Annotated in this window: 20 protein-coding genes and 2 tRNA genes; 13 read left to right on the top strand and 9 right to left on the bottom strand. The window is 67.2% G+C overall.

From position 1 onward, the window contains the following. The coding region (locus ABDV68_RS05615; protein ID WP_343518712.1) for an aminotransferase class IV at positions 1–566 on the top strand (566 nt) is incomplete at its 5' end. 52 nt (positions 567–618) lie between these two features. Further along, a tRNA-Gln gene (locus tag ABDV68_RS05620) sits at positions 619–693 on the top strand. A gap of 336 nt (positions 694–1,029) precedes the next feature. Here ABDV68_RS05620 and ABDV68_RS05625 read toward each other — a convergent pair. The 3 genes from ABDV68_RS05625 to ABDV68_RS05635 all read right to left on the bottom strand — a co-directional run bounded on the left by ABDV68_RS05625 (position 1,030) and on the right by ABDV68_RS05635 (position 3,264). Continuing rightward, on the bottom strand, positions 1,030–1,350 hold the full coding sequence (locus tag ABDV68_RS05625; RefSeq protein WP_343518713.1) for a hypothetical protein: 321 nt from the start codon (positions 1,348–1,350) through the stop codon (positions 1,030–1,032). A gap of 23 nt (positions 1,351–1,373) precedes the next feature. Further along, on the bottom strand, positions 1,374–2,258 hold the full coding sequence (locus tag ABDV68_RS05630; RefSeq protein ID WP_343518715.1) for an SH3 domain-containing protein: 885 nt from the start codon (positions 2,256–2,258) through the stop codon (positions 1,374–1,376). A 64-nt stretch (positions 2,259–2,322) separates the two neighbouring features. After that, on the bottom strand, positions 2,323–3,264 hold the full coding sequence (locus tag ABDV68_RS05635) for a hypothetical protein (RefSeq protein WP_343518716.1): 942 nt from the start codon (positions 3,262–3,264) through the stop codon (positions 2,323–2,325). A gap of 197 nt (positions 3,265–3,461) precedes the next feature. Between ABDV68_RS05635 and ABDV68_RS05640 the strand changes: the two genes are divergently transcribed. Further along, complete coding sequence (locus tag ABDV68_RS05640) at positions 3,462–4,322, top strand: glycoside hydrolase family 16 protein (RefSeq protein ID WP_343518717.1); 861 nt, start codon at positions 3,462–3,464, stop codon at positions 4,320–4,322. On the opposite strand, the gene ABDV68_RS05645 is transcribed toward ABDV68_RS05640, so the two are convergent. Beyond that, complete coding sequence (locus ABDV68_RS05645; RefSeq protein ID WP_343518718.1) at positions 4,273–5,484, bottom strand: MFS transporter; 1,212 nt, start codon at positions 5,482–5,484, stop codon at positions 4,273–4,275. The genes ABDV68_RS05640 and ABDV68_RS05645 overlap by 50 nt on opposite strands. A 68-nt stretch (positions 5,485–5,552) precedes the next feature. Beyond that, positions 5,553–7,799, bottom strand: a complete 2,247-nt coding sequence (locus ABDV68_RS05650; RefSeq protein ID WP_343518719.1) for a beta-glucosidase — start codon at positions 7,797–7,799, stop codon at positions 5,553–5,555. 205 nt (positions 7,800–8,004) lie between these two features. On the opposite strand from ABDV68_RS05650, the gene ABDV68_RS05655 reads away from it, so the two are divergent. From ABDV68_RS05655 to ABDV68_RS05680, 6 genes are all read left to right on the top strand, one after another. Further along, positions 8,005–11,004, top strand: coding sequence for a TonB-dependent receptor (locus tag ABDV68_RS05655; protein WP_343518720.1), 3,000 nt, complete (start codon positions 8,005–8,007; stop codon positions 11,002–11,004). A 194-nt stretch (positions 11,005–11,198) separates the two neighbouring features. Then, positions 11,199–12,758: a tryptophan halogenase family protein gene (locus ABDV68_RS05660; RefSeq protein ID WP_343518721.1), complete on the top strand. Its 1,560-nt coding sequence runs from the start codon at positions 11,199–11,201 to the stop codon at positions 12,756–12,758. Further along, entirely contained in the window at positions 12,755–13,474 is a 720-nt protein-coding gene (locus tag ABDV68_RS05665; RefSeq protein WP_343518722.1) for a SapC family protein, read from the top strand. The genes ABDV68_RS05660 and ABDV68_RS05665 overlap by 4 nt, the downstream gene beginning before the upstream one ends. Next, positions 13,467–14,510 carry a cupin-like domain-containing protein gene (locus ABDV68_RS05670; RefSeq protein WP_343518723.1) on the top strand — a complete coding sequence of 348 codons (1,044 nt, stop codon included), beginning with the start codon at positions 13,467–13,469 and terminating at the stop codon, positions 14,508–14,510. The genes ABDV68_RS05665 and ABDV68_RS05670 overlap by 8 nt, the downstream gene beginning before the upstream one ends. Continuing rightward, the gene (locus ABDV68_RS05675) at positions 14,507–16,006 is read left to right on the top strand and encodes a tryptophan halogenase family protein (RefSeq protein WP_343518725.1); all 1,500 of its coding nucleotides are present in this window, start codon (positions 14,507–14,509) and stop codon (positions 16,004–16,006) included. Before ABDV68_RS05670 ends, ABDV68_RS05675 begins: the two co-directional genes overlap by 4 nt. 10 nt (positions 16,007–16,016) lie before the next feature. Beyond that, positions 16,017–17,063 carry a LacI family DNA-binding transcriptional regulator gene (locus tag ABDV68_RS05680; RefSeq protein WP_343518726.1) on the top strand — a complete coding sequence of 349 codons (1,047 nt, stop codon included), beginning with the start codon at positions 16,017–16,019 and terminating at the stop codon, positions 17,061–17,063. A gap of 1 nt (position 17,064) precedes the next feature. Here the strand turns inward: ABDV68_RS05680 and ABDV68_RS05685 are convergent. The 3 genes from ABDV68_RS05685 to rpsA form a co-directional block, all read right to left on the bottom strand. Continuing rightward, a tRNA-Leu gene (locus tag ABDV68_RS05685) sits at positions 17,065–17,150 on the bottom strand. Positions 17,151–17,193: 43 nt separating this feature from the next. Beyond that, a complete protein-coding gene (ihfB, locus tag ABDV68_RS05690; RefSeq protein WP_343518727.1) occupies positions 17,194–17,472 on the bottom strand; it encodes an integration host factor subunit beta in 279 nt (92 codons plus the stop codon). A 204-nt stretch (positions 17,473–17,676) separates the two neighbouring features. After that, positions 17,677–19,386, bottom strand: coding sequence for a 30S ribosomal protein S1 (rpsA, locus tag ABDV68_RS05695; RefSeq protein ID WP_343518728.1), 1,710 nt, complete (start codon positions 19,384–19,386; stop codon positions 17,677–17,679). A gap of 339 nt (positions 19,387–19,725) precedes the next feature. Between rpsA and ABDV68_RS05700 the strand changes: the two genes are divergently transcribed. Beyond that, positions 19,726–20,145, top strand: coding sequence for a hypothetical protein (locus tag ABDV68_RS05700; protein ID WP_343518729.1), 420 nt, complete (start codon positions 19,726–19,728; stop codon positions 20,143–20,145). A gap of 57 nt (positions 20,146–20,202) precedes the next feature. Here ABDV68_RS05700 and ald read toward each other — a convergent pair whose 3' ends face one another. Further along, the gene (gene ald / locus ABDV68_RS05705; RefSeq protein ID WP_343518730.1) at positions 20,203–21,309 is read right to left on the bottom strand and encodes an alanine dehydrogenase; all 1,107 of its coding nucleotides are present in this window, start codon (positions 21,307–21,309) and stop codon (positions 20,203–20,205) included. A 137-nt stretch (positions 21,310–21,446) separates the two neighbouring features. Between ald and ABDV68_RS05710 the strand changes: the two genes are divergently transcribed. The 3 genes from ABDV68_RS05710 (at position 21,447) to ABDV68_RS05720 (ending at position 24,495) form a co-directional block, all read left to right on the top strand. Continuing rightward, positions 21,447–21,920: an Lrp/AsnC family transcriptional regulator gene (locus ABDV68_RS05710; protein WP_343518732.1), complete on the top strand. Its 474-nt coding sequence runs from the start codon at positions 21,447–21,449 to the stop codon at positions 21,918–21,920. Positions 21,921–22,090: 170 nt separating this feature from the next. Further along, a complete protein-coding gene (locus tag ABDV68_RS05715; protein WP_343518751.1) occupies positions 22,091–23,995 on the top strand; it encodes a potassium transporter Kup in 1,905 nt (634 codons plus the stop codon). Then, a complete protein-coding gene (locus ABDV68_RS05720; protein WP_343518733.1) occupies positions 23,992–24,495 on the top strand; it encodes a 2'-5' RNA ligase family protein in 504 nt (167 codons plus the stop codon). Before ABDV68_RS05715 ends, ABDV68_RS05720 begins: the two co-directional genes overlap by 4 nt. Positions 24,496–24,549 lie beyond the last annotated feature (54 nt).

The following is a 24,549-nucleotide window of genomic DNA, read 5'->3' on the forward strand; positions in this document are numbered from 1 at the left end:
TCAAGGGCGGCGCGCCGGCGGTGACGATCTGGGTGTCGGAGCATTACACGCGCGCCGCGCCAGGCGGCACCGGCGCGGCCAAGTGCGGCGGCAACTACGCCGCGAGCCTGGTCGCCCAAGCCGAAGCGATCCGCGAGGGCTGTGACCAGGTGGTGTTCCTCGACGCTGCCGAGCGCCGCTGGGTCGAGGAACTCGGCGGCATGAACCTGTTCTTCGTGTTCGACGACGGCAGCATCACGACGCCGCCGCTCGGCACGATCCTGCCCGGGATCACGCGCGAGTCGATCCTGACGCTGGCGCGCGACCAGGGCATCGCGGTGCGCGAGGCGCCCTATGCGATCGACCAGTGGCAGGCCGATGCGGAAAGCGGCAAGCTGGTCGAGAGCTTCGCCTGCGGCACTGCGGCGGTGGTGACGCCGGTGGGCAAGGTGAAGGGCCGCGATGGCGAGTTCACCATCGGCGGCGGCGGGCCGGGGCAGGTGACTCAGGCGCTCAAGGCGAAGCTCACCGCGATCCAGCGCGGTCAGGCGCCCGACCCGCATGACTGGGTCCATCGTTTCGGCTGACCCTCTTTTCATCGGCGGAAGGGCGCTCTAAGGGCGTGCCTTCCGCACATGCTGGGGCGTAGCCAAGCGGTAAGGCAGCGGTTTTTGGTACCGCCATGCGCTGGTTCGAATCCAGCCGCCCCAGCCAGTGAACTCCGGCAAGCTCCATGATCTGCGCTGTCGGGGGCGATCGAAGTCCTGTCGGAAGAAAGTCTGGAAATAGGAGCGGCTGTTGGCCGGTGAGGTCACGCTCATCCGGCTGGCGCTCGGCCTGTTTCCCGCGCGCAAATGGCGGATCCCGCGTCCAGGCTGGACGCTGAACGGCAAGGCCCTTACGGCCACGACCCGCGCGGCAGGATCGCGACCACCGCACCGGTGCCGCAGCTGCGAGCTGGCCGCCCGCAGCGGCGAAATTGCTGGCAGGACAGGCGCATCGCGATCGAGGATAGCGCCGCGCGCTGTCATCGCGCCGGCACGAGACGGGCTATCGCGCGGGCGTCGGGGCGAGCAGGCCGGCGAGCGCGCCGATCGCCGCCGAGCCGATCGCGATCAGTCCGTCGGGGATGTCCGCCGAGCTCTTCTCCAGCGCGAGCCACATCTGCGCGACGATCACCGCCAGCACGCTGATTCCGAGCACGACGACCGTCGCCTGATACACGAATGTGTTGGGGACGGTGGTGCGGCGGCGGGCTTCGAGTTCGGCCTCGTGGACGATGGTCTGGACTTCGCCGGTGTCACCGGCTGCAGCCAGATCGGGCAGGCGCTCCTCGAGCGCTCGCGACATGTTCGTGGCGAAGGTCGCCATGGCGAGTCTCCTTTTTCCGATAGTCAGCCGTTGGTGAACAGGACGAAGCTGCTGAAGCGCGAATCCGCCCACCACGCCGAAGCGGGCAAGCGTCGCGCGAAGTTGACGCTGCCGGCCTGCGACTGCACCGGCATGATGACGCGGCCGCCGGCATCGCGGCGCGCCTTCAGCGACGCGGTTTCCGGTGCGACGATGACGATGTGCCCCGAGCGGGCGAGGTCCTTGCGGCGCGCGCAGATCGTGGCGATCCCGCCGCGATTGGCGCAATCCTGCAGGTCGGTCAGCGAGAAGGTCCGCTTCCAGCCGAAGCGCGGGCCATAGTCGCGCAGCCAGTTGTGGATCGCGTTCGCGTTCATCTCGCGGATCGTCTCGTCATATTGCGCCGCGACCTGCCGGCCCGCCTCGAGCGCGGCGATCGCCTGGTCGGTCCACCACACGCGCGGCAGATAGACGCCGGCGGCGTAGGCGACGTCATAGGCGTAGATGTTGCAATAGGTGCGCCCGCCACCGGCCTGATAGCGGCGGCTCTGCTCGACCGCGAGCCAGGCGATCACCTTGTTGAGCTGCGCGGCCGAGGGCGGAGTGTTGCGAGGCATGCCGGGCTCGCCGATCGGGCTTGCCGAGGCGGGGCCGGCGCGAGTCGAGTTGGGATTGTTCTCGCGCCAATGCACCGGCGCCAGCTTCGACGCGGTGGCGAAGCCGACATCGGCGGCGGAGGCGAGGTACTTGGCCGACGCCCAGCCTTCGAACGCGACGCCGTCGAGCTTGCCGCGCACGCGGCACCAGGTGCCGCTGCGGTCGAGCACCTCGACCTCGCATCCCTCGGGCAGCACGCCCCGCTCGTTGCCGGGCTCCTTGCGCGGTTCCTTGCGCAGGAACAGCCCGTGCGCGGTCACCTTGTAGCGCATCGCATTCCCCCTCTTGATCGGATGAGCCGGGCGCGGGGTCGCAATTCGCGCCCGGCTGCCTCGTTCAGGCGACGTCGCGCAGCCCCTTGAGCAGCGAGTCGATCGTCACCTTTTCCTGCTCGGCGATCCGGCGCACCGCCTCGTCGAACTGCACCGTCGCCGTGTCGCGCTTGGCCATCAGGTCGGCCAGGCGCTGGCGCATCCCGTCGGCCTCGGCGCCGGCCTTGACGTCCTCGAGCTTGCTCAGCGCCTGGCGGATCATCGCGAGCCCGGGCTCGAACGCCGCGGCCGCTTCGTCGCGCTTCATCTGGATCTGCGTGCGCAGGCAGGTGAAGAAGGTGTTGGAGGCGGCGACGATCTGCTCGCGCGCACCGCCGAACAATTCTTCGCGCTTGGCCGCGATCTCGTCCCGCATCTCCTCGGCCTTGGCCTCGGCCGCCTCCTGGGTCTCGCGCACCTCACCGCTCACGCTCTTGACCGTGATCTGCGGCACGTCGAACTTGAGCTCCTGCGTGCGCATCGCGAACTCGGGCACGTCGAGCTTGAACGAGGTCCGGTCCATCCGCACCTCGGGGATGCCCATCACGATCTCGTGCTTCTGCATGAAGGTCTCGGGCACATCCGCGTAGATATCCTTCCACTTGACGGTCCAGCCGTGAAAGGTGGGATATTGTCCGATCTTCTTGCGCACCATGCGAGTCGACGGCGTATGGAACACGATCCGCTTGTCCTTCATGGTGACCTGCGGAAGGTCGAGCGACCACTCCTGCGTCTTCATCGTCACCTCGGGCAGGTCGAGCGCAATGCCGATCGTCTCCCATTCGACGTCGACGATGACGTTCACCACCGCCTCGACCCCGTTGGGGTTCGGCGCGTCGTCGCGGATGCGGTCGAATTCGGGTTCGTAGCGGTCGCTGATCTCCTTGATCGAGCTGGAGAGCTCGCCGCCCAGCGTCTCGACGAGATCGTGGAGCGATTGCCGCGCGGCGTCACAGGCTTCGGCCATGTCGAAAATCCTTTCTGTGGATTGGCGACGACCGGACTAGGGCGCAGAGCGATCCGGGGGCGTGAAGCCAGCGTCGGCGAAGCGTGAAAACGACTCCGCCAGGTCAACGACGCGGCCGAGCGGGCAGCGTGAGAATCGCCGGTTGACGCGCGGCGGTGATCGCTTGAGAACGTTCCCAAACGACGGGAGAGGAAGCGATGTGGCTCGCGATCATGGCCGCGATGCAGACGGCGACGTTGGGAGCAACCAACGTCAAGGCGGATGTGGCGATGACCGTTCCGGCGGGTACCCCGAGCTTCGCCGACGAGTTCGATGGTCCGGGGATCGACGCCGCCAAATGGCTGTTCGACACGCACCGCAATCGCGCGGGCTGGTACAATAACGAGCGCCAATATTATGCCGACGGTCGGGCTGAGAACGCGCGGATCGAGGATGGCGCGCTGGTGATCGAGGCGCGGCGCGAGTCGCTGAAGGGCAAGGTCGCGGACTGGGGCGGGCAGGAATATACTTCCGCCAAGCTCGTGACCCGCCGGCGCTATGGCTATGGCTTCTACGAGATTCGGGCGAAGCTGCCGTGCGGACGCGGCATGTGGCCCGCGATCTGGATGCTGCCGACCGGCGAGAAATGGCCCGACGGCGGCGAGATCGACATCATGGAGATGGTCGGCTGGGACGCCAATGTGATCCACGCGACGCTTCACACCGGCGCGTTCAACCATGCCAGGGGCACGCAGCGCGGCGCGCAGATGACGCTGCCGAGCGCGTGCACCACCTATCACCGCTACCAGCTCGACTGGCAGCCCGGGGTGATCACGATCGGCATCGACGGGCGCGGGCACATGCAGGTCAAGGACGACCAGCCGGGCGGCGCGGCGGCATGGCCGTTCACCCGGCCCTATGAGCTGATCCTCAACCTGGCGGTCGGCGGCGACTGGGGCGGCAAGCAGGGGATCGACGATGCCGCGCTGCCGCAGCGCATGCAGGTCGATTATGTGCGATACTGGCGTGCTAGCGCTGGTGGCGGATCGCCAGCACCAGCAGCCCGCCCAGCAGGGTAAGCCCGGCCAGCGTCAGCATCACGGGGCTGAAATCGCGTGGCGTCGCCAGCGCCCAGGTGAGTGCCGGCCCGACAAAGGCGGGGAGCGTGTTGGTCAAGTTGATCAGCCCGAGGTCGCGGCCGCGATGGCGCGGATCGGGCAGCAGCTGCATCGTGAAGCCCGAGTGCAGCGACAGGAACACCGCCGAGCCCATCGCATAGAGCGCGAAGGCGATCGCCGCCGACCACCAGCTCCACGCGGCGGCGAGCCCGGCCAGGCCGAATGCGGCGAGCGCGGCGAAGGCGAGGAGAAAGGGCTTGCGGCGTCCGATCCGGTCCGACCAGCGGCCGGCGAGCACGGCGACGGGGAGGGGCAGCAGATAGGCGATCGTCATGAGGTGACCGAGCGCGCCGACGCCCTTCGCGGCGGGCGTCGCCGGATCGACGCTCGCGAAATAATAGACGAGGTAGAGCCACAGCACGTTGCCGGCGACCTGCACCAGCAGCCGCGCGGCCCAAGCGACGGCGAGGTCGCGGCCGCTCAGCGCGGGTCGCTCGTCGCCGATACCTCCGCCGGTCGCCGCGGGATGCGATGGGGCGAGCAGCAGGGGCACGATGCAGGAGAGGACGGCGGCGAAGACGAAGGCGAGCCGGCCGGATTCGCTTGCGATCCCGATCGCGACGATCGCCGCGCCGACCGCCGAGGCGAGCGGCACGCCGAGCGCGATCAACCCGCCCGATAGGCCCTTTTGCGCATCGGGCACCTCGTCCGCCATCACCGCGAACATCGGCGCCAGCACGGCGTTGATCGCGGTCTGGAAGAGCATGATCGCTGCGACGATCTGAAGCGGGGTCGCGGCGAAGACGATGGCGGCGAAGGACGCGGCCAGTGCGGCAAGGCCGAGCGCGATCCATTTGCGCCGCCCGCCGCCGCGCGCGACCGAACGATCGCTGAGCCAGCCGAACAGGACGTTGGACAGGCTCGCCGCGAGCGCACCGGCGATGACGGTGGCGGTGAACACGGCGATGCGCGCGTCGCCGGCGATCTCCCCGATCTTGACCGGCAGCAGCAGGGTGAGCAGCGGCAGGAAGCCGATCACCCCGCCGGCATTGGCCAGCGCGACGAGAAGGATGAAGTGGAGCGATCGCCGGACCGGCGGCTCCCGCTGAAAACTGCTCCCCAATGCACCCCATCCGCGTCCGGTCGTCGCGCCTGTATTGGCCCGCAGGCGCCGCCGGAACGCGTTGAATGCTAGGGCTTCATCGTCGCCGGGTCGAGGCTGGTCGTGAGCAGCAGCGAACGGTCCGTCGCATCGCGCGCGATCGCGACGCGATAGCTGCCGCCGCGGATGCGCCAGCCGGGCAGGCGCGTGTCGTAGTCGGCGAGGATGCGCGGCTCGGCGGTCAATGTGACGCGGCGGGTCTCGCCTGGCTTCAACTCGATGCGCCGGAAGGCGGCGAGGCGCATCGGATTGTCCGAGCCTTCGCGCGTCACGTAGATCTGCGGCACGTCCGCGCCGGCGCGCTTGCCGGTATTGGTGACGTCGAACGAGACGGAAAGCGAGCGGCCGCCGCTGACCGTCGCGTTGCGATAGGCGAAACTCGTGTAGCTGAGGCCATGGCCGAACGGGAACAGCGGCTTCAGCCCCTTCTTCTCGTACCAGCGATAGCCGACGTCGCTGCCCTCGACATATTCGACCGGGTAGCTCTTGAGCTCATAGGCGCCGGCATTGGCCGGGTTCGCCGCCGCGGCCGCCTGGAGCGAGCTGAAGGTGTCGAGCCCGACCGGCTGGGGCCGCGGCGCCTGACCTTCGTTCGCGGGGAAGGTGATCGGCAGGCGGCCCGAGGGATTGACCTTGCCGGTCAGGATGTTGGCGATCGCCTCGCCGCCGCGCTGGCCGGGATACCAGGCCTGCACCACGGCGGGTACGCGATCGAGCCACGGCATCGTCACCGGGCCGCCGGTGGTGAGCACGGCGACGATCTTCGGCTGGGCGGCGGCGACCGCGGCGATCAGCGCGTCCTGATGATGCTGGAGCCGGAGGTCGGGGACGTCCTCGGCCTCGGTCGTCCATTGCGTGGCGAAGACGATGGCGAGGTCGGCTGCCTTGGCGGCATCGATCGTGGCGTTGAGGTTGCGCCCGTCGACGAAGCTCACCTGCGCGCCGGGCAGCGCCTTGCGCAGCGCGGCGAGCGGGGAGGAGGCGTGGTAGGTCACGCGGACGAACGAGGCGGCGGGGCCATGCGCGAGCGGGATCTCGATCGGCGCGCCGCCGACCGAGCGCACCTGGCTCGAGCCGCCGCCCGAAAGCACGCCGAGATCGGCGCCGCCGCCGATCACGACGATCTTCCTCGCGGTGCGGGCAAGGGGGAGCAGGTCGCCCTGGTTCTTGAGCAGCACGATCCCCGCCTCGGCGGCGCGCTGCGCGACCAGGGCGTTGCGAGCATAGTCGGGCGTCTGGGCCCTAGCCGGCATCGAGGCGTCATAGGCGCCGCTCTCGATCAGGCCGGTGAGGTAGCGCACGACCATGTCGTCGAGCCGCGCCATCGGCACCTCGCCCTTCTCGACCGCGGCCTTGAGCGGCTCGGCGAAATAAAGCGCGCGATCGAGCTCCTGGCCCGATTGCTGATCGAGCCCGGCCTTGGCCGCCTTGGCGGTCGAGTGGACGCCGCCCCAGTCGCTCATCACCCAGCCACGATAGCCCCAATCGCGCTTGAGCACCTGGTTGAGCAGGAAGTCGTTCTCGCACGCCCAGTCGCCATTGACCTTGTTGTAGGCGCACATGACCGAGGCGGGTTTGCCCTTCTCGATCGCGATCTGGAAGGCGAGCAGGTCGCTTTCGCGCAGCGCGGCTTCGCCGATGCGTGCGTCGAGGACCATGCGTCCGGTCTCCTGCGCGTTGAGCGCGAAATGCTTGATCGTCGAGACGATGCGGTTGGACTGGACCCCGGCGATGTGCGCCCCGGCGAGCTCGCCCGCGAGCAGCGGGTCCTCGCCGAGATACTCGAAGTTGCGCCCGCCCCAGGGATCGCGCGTCAGGTTGACGCCGCCCGCGAGTAGCACGTTGAAGCGCTTGGCGCGCGCCTCGCTGCCGATCATCGCACCGCCTGCCCGCGCGATCCCGGGATCGAAGGTCGCGGCGGTGGCGAGGCCGGAGGGGAGGGCGGTGGCGACGTCGCCCTTGCGCTGCTCGACCTGATTGGCGACGCCGAGCGACGCGTCGCTCTCGCGCACCAGCGGCACGCCGAGTCGCGGATTGCCCTCGATATGCCCGGCCGATGGGATCAGCTCATTGGCGGGCGTCACCTTGGTCAGCGGTGGGAAGAGGCCGTGAACCAGCGCGATCTTCTCGTCGAGAGTCATGCGCGCCACGATCGACTCGGCGCGGACGCGGGCGTCGGCGCCGGCGGTAACCGGCGCTTCCTGCGCGACTCCAGCATTTGCGCCAATGGTAGCAATCGCAGTCGCTGCGAGCAGCGCGGCAATGGTCCGGCTCATCCTGGTTCCTCTCCTGATCGCGGCGCGATCGCCGTTCTTGGCGGCGCACAGACAGCATAATTTGAGAACGTTCACAACAACGGTTTTCCGCCATTAAGCGGAGCTCCTGTAATGCATGGCCACCCTTGACAACGTTGTACAAAGGGTTCAAGTGAACGTTCTCAACGAGTGCGGATTCACTGCGCCGGTGAAGGGGAGGATGAGGATGCGGGGCACGACTCGCTCTATTTCGCGACTGGCGATTTCACGACTGGTGATCGGTGTCTCGACGCTGGCGATGGCCGCGACTCCGGCGCTGGCGCAGGATACGCAGGACTCGCCACCGCCCGCCGGGGAAAGCGAAGACGTCGTCGTCACCGGCATCCGCGCCAGCCTTGACGCGTCGATGACGATCAAGCGCGACGCGCAGGGTGTGGTCGACGCGATCTCCGCGGAGGAGATCGGCAAGTTTCCCGACACCAACCTCGCGGAGTCGCTTCAGCGCATCACCGGCGTGTCGATCGACCGCCAGAACGGCGAAGGCCAGCTCGTCACGGTTCGCGGCTTCGGCCCCGATTTCAACCTGGTGACGGTCAATGGCCGCCAGATGCCGACCGCGCTGATCGGCGATGGCGGCGGCCCGCCGTCTTCCCGCTCGTTCGACTTCGCCAACCTTGCCTCCGAAGGCATCGCGGCGGTCGAAGTCTACAAGAGCGGTCGCGTCACGATGGAATCGGGCGGCATCGGCTCGACGATCAACATCCGCACCCCGCGCCCGCTCGACCGGCCGGGCCTGCGCGGAAGCATTTCGGTTAAGGGCGTGTACGACACGTCGCGCAACGAAGGCGACCCGATCACCCCAGAGATCTCGGGCATCGTCAGCTCCACCTTCGCCGACGACCGGATCGGCATCATGATCGCGGGCTCCTACCAGAAGCGCGAGTCGAGCACGAACACCGCCGGCGCCGGCTGGCGTGACGCCTACCTCGGCAGCGAGAACAACTGGGGTTCGCTGGCGCAGCCGGGCACGCCGCGTGCGGCGAACATCACCAACCGTCCTGATCCGACCGACGTCTATCAGGTGCCGCAGAACGCGAACTACAACCTGCAGGACATCAATCGCGAGCGCATCAACGGGCAAGCGGTGCTGCAATTCCGCCCGACGGACAGCCTCACCGCGACGTTCGACTTCCTCTACTCGCGCAACAACGTCGAAACGCGAAGCGCCGACGTCGGCGTGTGGTTCAACCATGAGGATACGTCGAGCGCGTGGACCGATGGCCCGGTCGCCGGCCCGATCTTCTATACCGAGCGCTTCGCGGCGCCCACCGGGGTCCCCAGCCCGAACGCGCTCTATGGCGGCAAGGATCTGTCGTACGGCGGCGGGTTGACCGAGAACCGTGCCGAAAACAAGTCGTTCGGCGGCAATCTGGAATGGAAGGCGCCGGGGGGCATGACGGTGGAGCTCGACTTCCACCACTCGACGGCGGAGGTGAAGCCGGTCAACAACTACGGCTCGAGCATGTCGCTGGGCACCGCCGTGTTCGGCGTGCGCAACCAGACGGTCAATTTCGAGAACGACCTGCCGATCATTTCCTATGAGATGTTCCCGGGGATCGATGCGCTGAATCCGGCGATGATCACGTCAACCGGCAACGCATTTCGAAATGCCTATTTCCGCAACCGGATCAATCAGGCTCAGTTGCGTGGTCACTATGATCATGACGGGGGTTTCCTCGACAGCATCGATTTCGGCGTGTCCTATATCGACAGCAAGGTGCGCTCGGCCTTCGGCACGATCCAGAATGACGATACCTGGGGCGGCGCCGGACCGGCCTCGGACATTCCCGACGATATCTTCACGCTGGTGTCGCTGCCGGACAAATTCCCGGGACTTGCGCAGCCGGGGATGATCCAGAGCTTCTACACCTTCGATTTCGAGCGAATGGCCGACCTGATCCAGCAGCGGTATCAGACCTGCAGCAATCCCGCGACGGGCTCGGCCCATCCGGGTACTTGTCTGGCCAACTTCGATACCGACCGGCGTATCCACGAAAAGACGCTGGCGCCGTATCTGCAGATCGCGACCAAGTTCGACCTGTTCGATAACCCGGCGCATTTCGTGGCGGGTATCCGCTATGAATCGACCGATGTCGCATCGTCGGCGCTGGTGCCGGTGCCGTCGACGACCCGCTGGGTGGGCGACAACGAGTTCAACGTCGTATTCTCGGGCCAGAGCGACTTCACGCAGTTCAAGGGCTCCTACGACAACTGGCTGCCCGCGTTCGACTTCGACGTCTCGCCGATCCGGAACGTCAAGCTGCGCGCATCGTACAGCCATACGATCACGCGCTCCGGCTATGCCAACATGCAGGGCGGGCGAACGATCGATACGCTGTTCCGTGTCGGCGGCGGTACTGGTGCCCAGGGCAACCCGGGCCTCATTCCCTTCAAGTCGAAGAATATCGATCTGTCGGCGGAATGGTATTACGCACCATCCAGCTATCTGTCGGTGGGCTATTTCCACAAGGATGTGAGCAACTTCATCTCCACGACCCGGATCAATTCGAGCGCGTTCGGGCTGACCACGCCGGTCAACGGGCCGCGCTGGAACGCCGCGGTGGCCGCGCTCGGACCGAACGCCACGGTCGGTCAGATCCGCCAATACATCATCACCAACTTCCCCAGCACCGTCACCGGCAACATCATCAACGCCGCGCCGGGCGATCCGCTGGTGAATTTCGAGATCAACACCCCTGTCAACAGCGATCAGACCGCGGCACTCAATGGCTGGGAGTTCGCGCTCCAACACGCCCTCTGGGATACCGGCTTCGGCGTCATCCTGAACTATACGATCGTCAATGGCGATGCGACCTATGACAATGCGCGGCCGACATCGGGGGATCCGCAGTTCGCGCTGACCGGCCTCAGCGACAGCGCCAATGCCGTCGCCTATTACGACAAGAATGGGTTCCAGGCGCGTGTCGCATGGAACTGGCGCGACAAGTTCCTTTCGGGAACCGGGGCCAATCCCAGCTATGTCGAGGCCTATTGGCAGATCGATGCCAGCGCGAGTTATGAGTTCATCCCCGGCCTCACCGGCTTTGTCGAGGCGATCAACCTGACCGGCGAAGGCCGACGCGGGTATACGCGGCACCAGAACAACGTGACCTTCGTGCAGCCCGGTTTCGCCCGCTATGCGGCCGGGGTCCGCTTCAGCTTCTAGCGTGGCGGCTCCCCTGCCGCGCTGGCCAGAGCCGCACTCCCCAAGACGGGAGTGCGGCTCTTGTTTGTGACGTACGGCGATGGCAGGCCTAGGATCATTCGCATGTTCGTTCGGGGAAGAGGCAAGTGCGGGAATATTCGATGACGCAGGATCTTCGGGCGCGGGCCCGGAACCGCTGACCCGGGACGGTTGCGATGGCGAACGGGATCGAGAATGTGGTCATCGTCGGCGGCGGCACCGCCGGCTGGCTCGCCGCGTCGCTGATCGCCGCCTCGCGCCGCGCGCGCGCCGCGCCGCTCTCGGTCACGTTGGTCGAGGCGCCCGACATCCCGACGATCGGCGTCGGCGAGGGGACGTGGCCGACGATGCGCGCGACGCTGGGAGCGGTCGGCATCGCCGAGAGCGATTTCCTCGCCGCGTGCGACGGGTCGTTCAAGCAGGGATCGCGCTTCGACGGCTGGGTCGATGGGTCGGCGGACGATCGCTATCTCCACCCCTTCACATCGCCACCGTCCGGCGTGCCGACGGGCGAGCTGCTCGCCGCCTGGCAGGCCTCGGCGGCGGATTTGCCCTTTGCCGCGGCGATGACCTCGCAGGCGCGGATCTGCGACCTCGACCTTGCCCCGCGCCAGCGCGCGATGCCCGATTTCCAGGGCGCCGCGAACTATGCCTATCACCTCGACGCCGGGAAATTCGCCGCGCTGCTGGCGTCGCACGCGGTCGAGCGGCTGGGCGTGCGTCATATCCGCGACCATGTGACCGGGGTCGAGCGGACCGATGACGGCGACATCGCCGCGCTGACCCTGCGCGAGCGCGGGCGGATCGCAGGCGATTTGTTCGTCGACTGCTCGGGCCATGCCGCGTTGCTGATCGGCGGCGCGCTCGGCGTCGAGTGGGTGGACCGCAGCGATATGCTGTTCAACGATCGCGCGCTGGCCGCGCAGGTGCCGGTTCCGCCGGGCAGTCCGATCGCGTCGCAGACGATCGCGACCGCGCATCAGGCGGGATGGATCTGGGACATCGGCCTGCCGAGCCGGCGCGGCATCGGCTGCGTCTATGCCAGCCGCTTCCTCGACGACGACAGTGCGGAGGCGGTTCTTCGCGCCTATATCGCGCGCGCGCTGCCCGACGCGCCCGAGGTACCGGTGCGGCGGCTCAGCTTCCCGACCGGGCATCGCACGCGCTTCTGGCAGGGCAATTGCGTCGCGGTCGGCTTGTCGGCGGGATTCATCGAGCCGCTCGAGGCGTCGGCGATCGTGCTGATCGAACTGTCGCTGCGCGCGCTCACCGAGAATTTTCCATCCGACCGCGCGGCGATGGCGATCCACGCCGACCGCTTCAACACGCTGTTCCGCTATCGCTGGGATCGGATCGTCGAGTTCCTCAAGCTCCACTATCTGCTCAGCCGCCGCGACGAGCCTTATTGGCGCGCGCATCGGGATCCCGCGCGCGTGCCGCCGCGGCTGACCGAGCTGCTGGCGCTGTGGCGCGACCAGCCCCCTTCGGCCTGGGATTTCCCCCAGGTCGACGAGATTTTCTCGGCCGAGAGCCACCAGTACATCCTCTACGGCATGAGGTATCCGACACCCGCCGGCTGGCCGGCAAGCGCACGCGCCGGGGCCGCGCTCGCCGAGACGCGCCAGCGCGCCCGCGCGCTCGCCGCCGCGCTGCCCACGGGCCGCGCCTATCTCGACACGCTTCTGGCGGACCGCATGACGCCGTCGGACAACGCAACCGCCGAAGGACGCCGATGACCAGCCACGCCGTGCTCGACAACAACACTCATCGTGACCTGCGCGTGCGGGTCGATGCGGGGGCGGACCTTGGCGACGGGGTGATGGCGACGCTGGTCGTGCCGGACGAGTTCCGCAAGGTGCAGGCGCATTTCCCGATCCTCTTCCGCCGCGAGCCGGGGCAGGAGCGGCCATTCGCAGTCGCACTGTTCGGGTTCGAGAATGGCGAGAATCTGTACCTGGACGGCGATCGCTGGGACGCCGGCTACCGCCCGCTGTCGTTGGCGATCCAGCCCTTCCTGATCGGCCTGTCCGAAAGCGGCGACGGACCCGGGCAAGTCCATGTCGATCTCGCGCATCCGCGCATCGCGACGGCCGACGAAGGCGTGCGGCTGTTCGACGCCGAGGGGACGGCGACCCCGTTTCTCGACACGATCGCCGAGCGGCTCGGCGACCTCGACGCCGGCTATCGCGCGAGCGCCGGTTTCTTCGACGCGCTGCGCGACCATGACCTGCTCGAGCCCTTCACGCTGGAGGTCACGCTCGACAGCGGCGCGCTGCATTCGCTGGTCGGCTTCCACATCATCGACGAGGCGCGGCTGCGCACGCTCGACGCGGCGGCGCTCGGTGCGCTGCACGCAGCGGATCATCTGATGCCGATCTTCATGGCGCTCGCCTCGCTGGCGCAGCTCGGCCCGCTCATCGCGCGCAAGAACCGCAGGACGGGCGGTGGCTGAGCGCGACGCCCCGATCTACGACCGCATCGCCCCGCTGCCCGAACGCGACTGGGACCGCGGCGGTGACCGGACGGCGCAACTCGACGCCTTGCTCGACGGCGCGCGCCAGCCGTTCGTCGTGCGCGGCCTGGTCGCCGACTGGCCGCTCGTCGCCGCGGGCAAACAGTCTGCGGGCGAGGTGCGGCGCTATCTGGTCGACCATGCGCGGGACCGGCCCTTCACCGTATCGATCGGCCCGCCGGGGCATGACGGCCGCCTCTTCTATGATGCCGCGATGGAGATGAACTTCCGCACCGGCAAGGGCAAGCTCGCCGACATCTTCGGCGGCATCGAACAGGCCGAGCAGCAAGGCACGCCGCGCACCGTCTATCTCGGCTCAGTCGACATGAAGGCCTATTTCGAGGGGCTGCGCGAGGCCAATCATCTCGATCTCGGCACGCGGGAGCCGCTCGAAAGCATCTGGATCGGGACGCGCACGCGCATCGCGGCGCACAACGACTTTCCCGACAACCTCGCCTGCTGCGCCGCGGGCCTGCGCCGCTTCACGCTGTTCCCGCCCGACCAGTTCCCCAATCTCTATCTCGGGCCGATCGACAATACCCCGGCCGGCCGCGTGATCAGCATGGTCGATTTCGCGGCGCCCGACCTCGTCGTACATCCGCGCTTCGCCGAGGCGATGGCGGCGGCGCAGACGGCAGTGCTCGAGCCGGGCGACGCGGTGTTCATCCCGTCGATGTGGTGGCACCATGTCGAGGGGCTCGCCGACTTCAACATCCTGGTCAATTACTGGTGGCGGCGCACCCCGGCCTGGCTCGGCCAGCCGCAGGACGCGCTCAACCACGCGATCCTCGCGATCCGCGACCTGCCCGATGCCGACAAGGCGATCTGGCGCGCGCTGTTCGACCATTATGTGTTCGAGAACGATGCCGACGTCGCCGAGCATATCCCCGAATCCGCGCGCAGTATCCTTGCGCCGCTGACCCCCGAGAGCGCCGGGCGCCTGCGCGCCTTTCTGTTGAGGACCTTGAGCAGATGAACGAGAAGAAGCCGATCCAGCGCGTCGTCATCGCCGGCGGCGGCACCGCAGGCTGGATGGCGGCCGCCGCGATCAGTCGCACGCTGGGCCATACGGTCGACCTCACCCTGGTCGAATCCGAACAGATCGGGACGATCGGTGTCGGCGAGTCGACGATCCCGCCGCTGGTCAACTTCAACCGCATCCTGCGCATCGGCGAGGCCGAGTTCATGCGCGCCGCCCAGGCGACCTTCAAGCTCGGCATCCTGTTCGACAATTGGAAGCATGACGGGCACAGCTATTTCCACAGCTTCGGCCTGTCGGGGAAGGATCACTGGTCGGCGGGCTTCCAGCATTTCTGGCTCTATGCGCGCTCGCGCGGCTTCCCCGAGCCCTATGACGATTACTGCCTCGAGCTCGCCGCAGCGATGCAGGGCAAGTTCGCGCATCTGCCGCAGGACCGCATGAACTACGCCTATCACGTCGATGCGACGCTGTACGGCCGCTATCTGCGCAAGCTCGCGGAGGAAGCGGGCACGAAGCGAGTCGAGGGCAAGATCCAGCGCGTCGAGCTGAACGGCGAGACCGGCGACATCGCCGCGCTGCATCTCGACGGCGAGCGGCGGGTCGAGGGCGACATGTTCGTCGACTGCACCGGCTTTCGCGGCCTGCTGATCGACGGCGCGCTGCATGCCGGGTTCGAGGATTGGGGGCATTGGCTGCCCAACGACAGCGCGATCGCCGTGCAATCGAAGCATCTCGGGCCGCCCAAGCCCTATACCCAGGCGATCGCGCACGACGCGGGCTGGCAGTGGCGCATCCCGCTGCAGCACCGCATGGGCGCGGGGATCGTCTATGCGAGCGGCTATCTCTCGCGCGACGAGGCCTATCACCGCCTGATCTCGACCGTTGGCGAGCCGCTGATCGAACCGTTCGACATCAAGTTCAAGGGCGGCGTGCGGCGCAAGCAATGGTATCGCAACTGCGTCGCGATCGGCCTGTCGGGCGGCTTCGTCGAGCCGCTCGAGGCGACCACGGTGCACCTGATCCAGCGCGCGGTGCTGCGCTTCGTGCGGCTGATGCCCAATGGCCGGGTGAGCGAGCGCGACGCTGCCGAGTTCAATGAGCAGCAGCGCCAGGATATCGAGCAGATCCGCGACTTCGTGATCCTGCACTACAAGGCGACCGAGCGGCGCGACAGCGCGTTCTGGCGTCATGTCGCGGCGATGCCGGTGCCGGACTCGCTGCAGCAGAAGATCGAGCTGTTCCGCGAAACCGGGCGCACCTTCCGCAAGAATGAGGAGCTGTTCGCCGAGAACAGCTGGGTGCAGGTGATGATGGGGCAGGGGATCGACCCGCAGAGCTGGCATCCGATCGCCGAGAAGCTCTCCGACGAAGAGCTTGTGAAGCTGATGGCGACGCTGCGCGAGGACGTGACGCGCACCGTCGCCACGCTGCCGCAACACCACGACTATGTTGCGCAATATTGCGGCGCGGCCGACCCGCTCGCGACCTGACGGACGACTTATGGCACGCCGAAAACAGGCCGTCACGATCCGGCACGTCGCCGCCGATGCGGGGGTGTCGCTGCAGACGGTGAGCCGCGTCATCAACAAGGAGCCCAATGTGCGGCCCGAGATGGTCGAGCGCGTGCGCGCCTCGATCGCCAAGCTCGGCTATGTCCCGTCGATCGCGGCGCAGCGGATGAGCGGGTCGCGCTCCTACCTGATCATGGCGCTCAACGATCGCGAGCGCACGATCGACGGCTGGCGCGCGCGCGACGGTACCGACTGGGTCGACCAGATGCTGCTCGGCGGCATGCTGACCTGCGCCGAGCATGGCTATCGTCTGATTGTCGAGCTGGTCGACACGCACAGCGACCATATCGAGCGCGAGCTCTCCGCTGCGCTGGCCGCGCTCCAGCCCGACGGGGTGATCCTGACGCCGCCGCACTCCGCCAATCCGGCGATCCTCGAGCTGCTCGACGATGCGCATATCAGCCTGGCGCGGATCGGATCGCTTCACGATGGCCCCGGCTTCCGGCTGACGATGGGTGACGATCTCGCGGCAGCGCTCGCCACGCGGCACCTCGCCGAGCTGGGCCATACGCGGATCGGGCTGATCGCCGGCCCCGACGAATATGAGCTGAGCGGCTGGCGCGTCGATGGCTGGCGCGCGGCGATGGCCGAGGCGGGGCTGGCGACCGACGGGCTGCTCGCGCCGGGCGATTTCTCGCGCCAGTCCGGCCGCACCGCCACGCCGCTTCTGCTGGATGCCGGGGCGACGGCGATCATCGCGAGCAACGACCAGATGACGCTCGGCGCGCTCGAGATCGCACGCGAGCGCGGGCTGTCGGTGCCTGGCGACCTTTCGCTGGTCAGTTTCGACGACACGCCGATCGCGCGCTTCAACCATCCCCCGCTGACCGCGGTCACCCAGCCGATCGCGGAGGTCACCGCGCGCGCGGTCGAGCTGATCATCGCGGCGCGGGCGGGACAAGCGGTACCCGATGGTCCGGTGATCGTGCCGCCGACGTTGACGGTACGGGAATCGACCGCACCACGGCGCGGGTGACTGGTACGGGCGGGGGGACTTGAACCCCCACGAGCCGAAGCTCAACGGATTTTAAGTCCGGTGCGTCTACCATTCCGCCACGCCCGCATCGGGCTGGCTGTATCGGGTCAGGGGAGGAGTGCCAAGCGCGTCACACGTTGAGGCGCGCGCGCATTTCCTTGCCGGGCTTGAAATAGGGCACGCGCTTCGCGTCGACGTCGACCGTCTCGCCGGTGCGCGGGTTGCGGCCGGTGCGCGCGTCGCGCGCGCGGGTGGAGAAGGCGCCGAAGCCGCGCAGCTCGACGCGGCCGTTGGTGACGAGCCGCGTGGTGATCTCTTCGAAGAAGGTATCGACGATGCGCTCGATCTCGCGCGCGGACAGGCCGGGATTGTCCGTTGCCAGCATCTGCACGAGTTCCGAACGGATCATCCCGCGTCCCCAACTACCCGGCCATTCGCGCCGGGAACAATTCGCGTCGCCCTGCGTGCAGGGCAATGCGCCACTGGTTTAGGCGCGTTTCCTTACCTGCATCAATCGAATCTTGCGGTTCCGCCGTGCTTTTCAGAGACTCCAGCGCGAAACCGTTGAAATGATTGGCGGGGCGGCCGGCCATCCGAGCCGCCCCGCACCCAATCACTTCTTCTCTTCGCGGGCCTTGAGGGCCTCGCCCAGGATGTCGCCCAGCGACGCGCCCGAATCGGACGAGCCGTACTGCGCAACCGCCTGCTTCTCTTCGGCGATCTGCATCGCCTTGACCGAGAAGGTCGGCTTCTTCGAACGGTCCATGCCGGTGACCATCGCGTCGAACTTCTGGCCGACCTGGAAGCGCTCCGGACGCTGCTCGTCGCGGTCGCGGCCGAGGTCGGTGCGCTTGATGAAGCCGGTCGCGCCATCGTCGCCGACCTGCACCTCGAGGCCCGCGTCGCGGACTTCGAGCACGGTCACGGTGACCACCTCGTTCTTGTTGACGCGCGCGCCGCCGGAAGCGGCCGGAGTCGGCACGCCGCCGCGCTCGAGCTGCTTCATGCCGAGCGAGATGCGCTCCTTGTCGGGCTCGACCGCGAGCACGACGGCCTTGACCATCTCACCCTTGCGGTGAAGCGCCAGCGCGTCCTCGCCGGAGATGCCCCAGGCGATGTCCGACATGTGGACCATGCCGTCGACGTCGTTGTCGAGGCCGATGAACAGGCCGAACTCGGTGGCGTTCTTGACTTCGCCCTCGACCTCGGTGCCGACCGGGTGCGCGGCCGCGAAGGCCTCCCACGGGTTCTGGTGGGCCTGCTTGAGGCCGAGCGAGATGCGGCGCTTGTCCTGATCGACCTCGAGCACCACGACATCGACTTCCTGCGAGGTCGAGACGATCTTGCCCGGATGGACGTTCTTCTTGGTCCAGCTCATCTCGGAGACATGGACGAGGCCCTCGATGCCCGGCTCGAGCTCGACGAACGCACCATATTCGGTGATGTTCGTGACGCGGCCCGACAGCTTGGCGCCGACCGGATATTTCGAACCCGCACCATCCCACGGATCGCTCTCGAGCTGCTTCATGCCGAGCGAGATGCGCTGGGTGTCGCGGTTGATGCGGATGATCTGCACCTTCACCGTGTCGCCGATGTTGAGCATCTCGGACGGGTGGTTGACGCGCTTGTAGCTCAGGTCGGTGACGTGGAGCAGACCGTCGATGCCGCCGAGGTCGACGAACGCGCCGTAATCGGTGATGTTCTTGACGACGCCGTCGATCACCTGGCCCTCGGCGAGGCTCTGGATCAGGCCCGAACGCTGCTCGGCGCGGTTCTCTTCGAGGACGGCGCGGCGCGAGACGACGATGTTGCCGCGCTTGCGGTCCATCTTGAGGATCTGGAAGGGCTGCGGCAGGTCCATCAGCGGCTGCACGTCGCGCACCGGGCGGATATCGACCTGCGAGCCCGGCAAGAACGCCACGGCGCCGCTGAGATCGACGGTGAAGCCGCCCTTGACGCGGCCGAAGATCACGCCCTCGACGCGGTTGCCCTGGCTGAATTCGAGCTCGAGCTTGTCCCATGCGGCTTCGCGGCGTGCGCGGTCGCGGCTGAGCATCGCTTCGCCGTTCGCATTCTCGACGCGATCGACGAACACTTCGACTTCGTCACCGACCTTGAGGTCGGCCTTCTGGCCCGGCGCTGCGAATTCGCGCAGCGGCACGCGGCCTTCGCTCTTGAGACCGACGTCGATGACGGCGAGGTCGTTTTCGATCGCGGTGACGGTGCCGATGACGACGCGGCCTTCGAAGCCGTCCGCCTGGCCAAGGGTCTGGTCGAGAAGCGCGGCGAAATCGTCGCGCGTGGGGTTTGCCGTAGTGGCCATAAAGGGTTCAGTCCTAACTATCGTTTTTCCGGCCGGCTGGTTGGATCCAGCGGTCTTGAAGGCCGAAATGCCGCGGCGGCCGAATACCGACGCGGCGTCCGATGGGCGGGCACGGGGAAGGGGGCTGACGCTTCGATATGAAAGCGAAAATGGCGCGTGAGCCAACGCTCCGCGCCTCCCTCCGCGAGTACCCACTCGCCGGACGGGCGCCCCCTTAGCTCCACCGGGTCGGAAAGGCAAGGAAATCCCGGTCCTGCCATCGACGCGGCGGCGCCGTCACCGATTATTTACCTTAGTTGGTCACATCGCTCCCGAAACGAGATTGGGGGAGGTGATTTGGTGACACCGGTGGATACGTCGGCCGACCCCGAGTGGCAGATCGTCGCGTCGGCGCACGGCCGCTACGAGATCATCCGCGACGACCGCTTGAAGATCCTGCGGATCAGCCAGGTGACGGTGCAGACGGTCGAGGAAGTCGATCATTATCTCGCGGTGCTGGGCGAGGTCGTGCGCGATGCGCGGCTGCGCTTCGGACGGGTACGCGTGCTCGCCGACCTGCGCAACTCGCCGGTGCGCACGCAGGAGGCGGCGGAGCGCATGCGCATGGGCAACCTTGCGCTCTACCGCACCGGGGACCGCGTCGCGCTGATCGTGGAATCGAGCCTGCTCAAGATGCAACTGCGGCGGACGTTGGTCGAGTATCAGAACATCTTCCTCTCGCCCAACGCCGCCGAGACCTGGCTCACCGCGCTGGATTGAGCGCAAGAGAAGCCGCTCCAATCCTCCCCTGGCGGGGGAGGATCTGGGCGCGCGCCCTTACGGCCGCCAGGCGGTGAAGGGCAGATCGAGCGCTTCGGCAACCGCCTCGTGGGTGATCGCGCCCCTGTAGACGTTGAGGCCTGCGGCGAGGTGCGGGTCGGCCGCCATCGCCTTCTCCGCGCCGAGATTGGCGAGCTTCATCACGAACGGCAGCGTCGCGTTGTTGAGCGCGAAGGTCGAGGTGCGTGCGACCGCGCCGGGCATATTGGCGACGCAATAGTGGATCACGCCGTCGACCTCATAGACCGGGTCGTCATGCGTGGTGGCGTGGCTGGTCTCGAAGCAGCCGCCCTGGTCGATCGCGATGTCGACCAACACGCTGCCGCGCTTCATCGTCTTGAGCATCTCGCGCGTGACCAGCTTGGGGGCCGCGGCGCCGGGAACAAGCACCGCGCCGATCACCAGATGCGCATTCTTCACCGCCGCGGCGATCGCCGACTTGCTGGCATAGGCGGTCTTGATCTGGCTGCCGAAATGCATGTCGAGCTCGGCCAAGCGGGCATTGTTGATGTCGTAGATGGTGACATCGGCGCGCAGGCCGGTCGCCATCTGCGCCGCGTTGATGCCCGACACGCCGCCGCCAAGGATCGCGACTCGCGCCGGGGCGACGCCGGGAACGCCGCCGAGCAGCACGCCGCGGCCGCCCTGTTCCTTCTCGAGATAATGCGCGCCGACCTGGACCGACATGCGGCCGGCGACTTCGCTCATCGGCTTGAGCAGCGGCAGCGAGCGATCGTTGGCGGTGACCGTCTCATAGGCGATGCAGGTCGCGCCCGACTCGATCAGGCCCCGGGCTTGCGCGGGGTCGGGGGCGAGGTGGAGATAGGTGAACAGCGTGTGGCGCGGCTCGAGCATCGCCACTTCCTGCGGCTGCGGCTCCTTGACCTTCACGATCATGTCCGACTGGGCGAAGACCGATGCTGCGTCGGGCAGGATCCGCGCGCCCGCTTCGACATAGTCGCTGTCCTCGAAGTCGATGCCCATACCGGCCTTGGTCTCGACCACGACCTCATGGCCCGCGGCGGTGAGCTCGGCGACCAGCGGCGGCGTCAGGCCGACGCGATATTCGTGATTCTTGATTTCCTTCGGCACACCGACGCGCATCGCAACTCTCCAGCTATTCTAGTTGCGCGCAACGTAACGCAGGATGTGGCCGCGAATCTCTGCAAACTTATGCGCTTGGAGTGTGAGGTCCGCATGAATATGCTGCCCAACGACCACCAGCCGGAATTTCATGCGTAATGGACCGAATCGACGAAGCGATCCTAAAGCAGCTTTCACGCAACGCGCGCGCGCCGGTCAGTCACATCGCGACCGAGGTGGGGCTGTCGCAATCGGCCTGCACGCGGCGGATCCAGGCGCTGGAGGCGTCGGGCCATATCCTCGGCTATGGCGCGCGGCTGGGACTACGCCGGCTCGGCTATAGCGTCACGGCAATGGTCGACATCACGCTCGGTACCGAGGTGGGCGAGGATCTCGCGCGGTTCGAGGCGGCGGTGGCGCAGATCGACGGGATCGTCGAATGCGCGCTGGTCTCGGGCGGCTACGACTATCGTTTGAAGATCCTGTGCCGCGACCTCGACGACTATGAGCGCCTGCACCGCGAGGAGATGGGGCGGCTCCCCGGCGTGGTGAAGATCAGCTCGAGCTTCGTGCTGCGCGCGGTGCCGACGCGAAGCGAGGCCGACGCGCTGTTTCCCGCTGCGGGACGATGAATCAGGCCACAATTGCACCCTATTGTTGCACGTGCTAACTGCGCCGCCGTTTCAACGGACAGGTAGCCGGTCTCCATGACCACTGCATTGCTCGCCACGGTTCGCAAAGTTTTCCCGTGAGCGAGACCAACGGAAGCCCCGAGCCGGCGACCGACTCGACCTCCCAACCCATCGATCCGCATCATCCGCATGGCCGCGAGGCCGCATTGTGGAAGCTTGCGATCGGTGCGATCGGGATCGTGTTCGGCGACATCGGCACCAGCCCGCTCTACGCCTTCCGCGAGACGTTCAGCGCCGCGCATCATCCCGAGCACCGGCTGCCGCTCGACCAACTCCACATCCTCGGCGTGATCAGCCTGATGTTCTGGTCGATGATGATCGTGGTGACGCTGAAATACGTCACGCTGATCATGCGCGCGGATAACAAGGGCGAGGGCGGCAGCCTGGCGCTGCTCGCGCTGATCAACCGCACCAGCGGACAGAAGCGCTGGACCGCGGGCATCGTGCTGCTCGGCGTGTTCGCCACCGCACTCTTCTATGGCGACTCGATGATCACCCCGGCGGTGTCGGTGCTGTCCGCGGTCGAGGGGCTCGCGGTCGCCGCGCCGGGCTTTGCCGGTTGGGTGCTGCCGATCGCGATCACGATCCTGGTCTTCCTCTTCTCGATCCAGCGCACCGGCACGGCGCGCGTCGGCGCAATGTTCGGGCCGATCATGCTCGCCTATTTCGCGACGATCGCGACCCTGGGCGTGATCAGCGCGGCGCAGACGCCTCAGGTATTGTGGGCGTTCCTGCCGACCTATGCGGCGAATTTCTTCGTGGTCGATCCCTTTGCGGCGTTCCTTGCGCTCGGCTCGGTCGTGCTGGCGGTCACCGGCGCCGAGGCCCTCTATGCCGATATGGGCCATTTCGGGCGCAAGCCGATCCGCTTCTCGTGGCTGTGGTTCGTGCTGCCCGCTTTGATGTGCAACTATCTGGGGCAGGGCGCGCTGCTGATGCGCGACGCGACCGCGCTGCAGAACCCGTTCTACCTGCTGGCGCCCGAATATCTGCGGCTGCCGCTGGTCGGCATCGCGACCGCCGCCGCGATCATCGCGTCGCAGGCAGTGATCACCGGCGCCTTCTCGGTGACTCAGCAAGGCATCCAGCTCGGCTTCATCCCGCGGCTGCGCATCTCGCACACCAGCGCGTCGACCGCGGGGCAGATCTATATTCCGCTGATCAACTGGGCGCTGATGGTCGCGATCATCCTGCTCGTGCTGACCTTCCAGACCTCGTCCAACTTGACCGCGGCCTATGGCATCGCCGTGACCGGCGCGATGCTGATCGACAACTGCCTGCTCGCGGTGCTGCTGTTCACGCTGTGGAAGTGGAAGAAGCGCTACGCGATCCCGCTGCTCGCGCTCTTCTTCCTCGTCGACCTCGCCTATTTCGCGGCGAACCTGACCAAGGTGCCCGACGGCGGCTGGTTCCCGCTGCTGGCGGGCATCGTGATCTTCACGCTGCTCACCACTTGGGCCAAGGGCCGCCGCCTGATGGTCGAGCGGATGCGCGAGGGGGCGATGCCGATCAAGGTGTTCATCCAGTCCGCCGCGGGCTCCGCGACGCGCGTGCCGGGGACCGCGGTGTTCATGACCTCGACGCCCGAGGGCGTGCCGCACGCGCTGCTGCACAACCTCAAGCACAACAAGGTGCTGCACGAGCGGGTGATCCTGCTGACGGTGAAGATCGCCGACCAGCCCTTCGTCGCCGAAACCGATCGCGCCAAGGTCGACGATCTCGGGCAGGGCTTTCACCGTATGCTGCTCTATTACGGCTTCATGCAGGAAGCCGATGTGCCTGGGGCGCTCAAGGCGATCGGCGCGTGCGGAGGCAATTGCGGCGGCGTTTTCAACATGATGGACACGAGCTTCTTCCTGTCGCGCCAGACGCTGCTGCCCTCGGAGCGGCCGGGGATGCGGATTTGGCGCGAGAAGCTGTTCGCGTGGATGCTGCGCAACGCCGAAAGCGCGATGGAGTTCTTCCGCCTGCCCACCAACCGCGTCGTCGAGCTGGGGAGCCAGGTCGAGATTTGACCTCGCCGATCATCGTCACAGCGGTGCTGGGCCGCCCGGACCAGGCAGTGCTTGATGGGCTGCGGCGCGAGCATTATCCGCCTGAACGCAATGCGCTGTCCGCGCATCTCACGCTGTTCCACCATCTGCCGCCGTCGGTGGAAGACGAACTCAAGCACCGGCTGACGCAGGCGACCCGCGGCGTGCGCGCGCCGGTGGCGAAGGCCGCCGGGCTGATGTCGCTCGGGCGCGGAGTGGCGGTGAAGATCGAATCGCCTGGACTCACGGCGATCCGACGCGATCTGTGCGAGGCGTTTTCGGGCCTGCTGATGCCGCAGGATGCCGGCGGCTGGCGGCCGCACGTGACGATCCAGAACAAGGTCGCGCCGTCGATGGCCAAGCTGCTGATGGCGGCGCTGGCCAAGGAGTTTCGCCCGCGCGAGGTGGAGATCGCGGGGCTTGCGGCATGGTGGTATCGCGGCGGACCGTGGGAGCCGCTGTCGCGGCACATGTTTGCTTGACCCGCTTTCAAAGCGCACTTATGTGCGCCGCTCGCCCGAAAGGGCTCCCTTGGT

Origin of the sequence: Sphingomonas sp. (assembly GCF_039595165.1) — a bacterium.
Taxonomy (GTDB): Bacteria; Pseudomonadota; Alphaproteobacteria; order Sphingomonadales; family Sphingomonadaceae; genus Sphingomonas.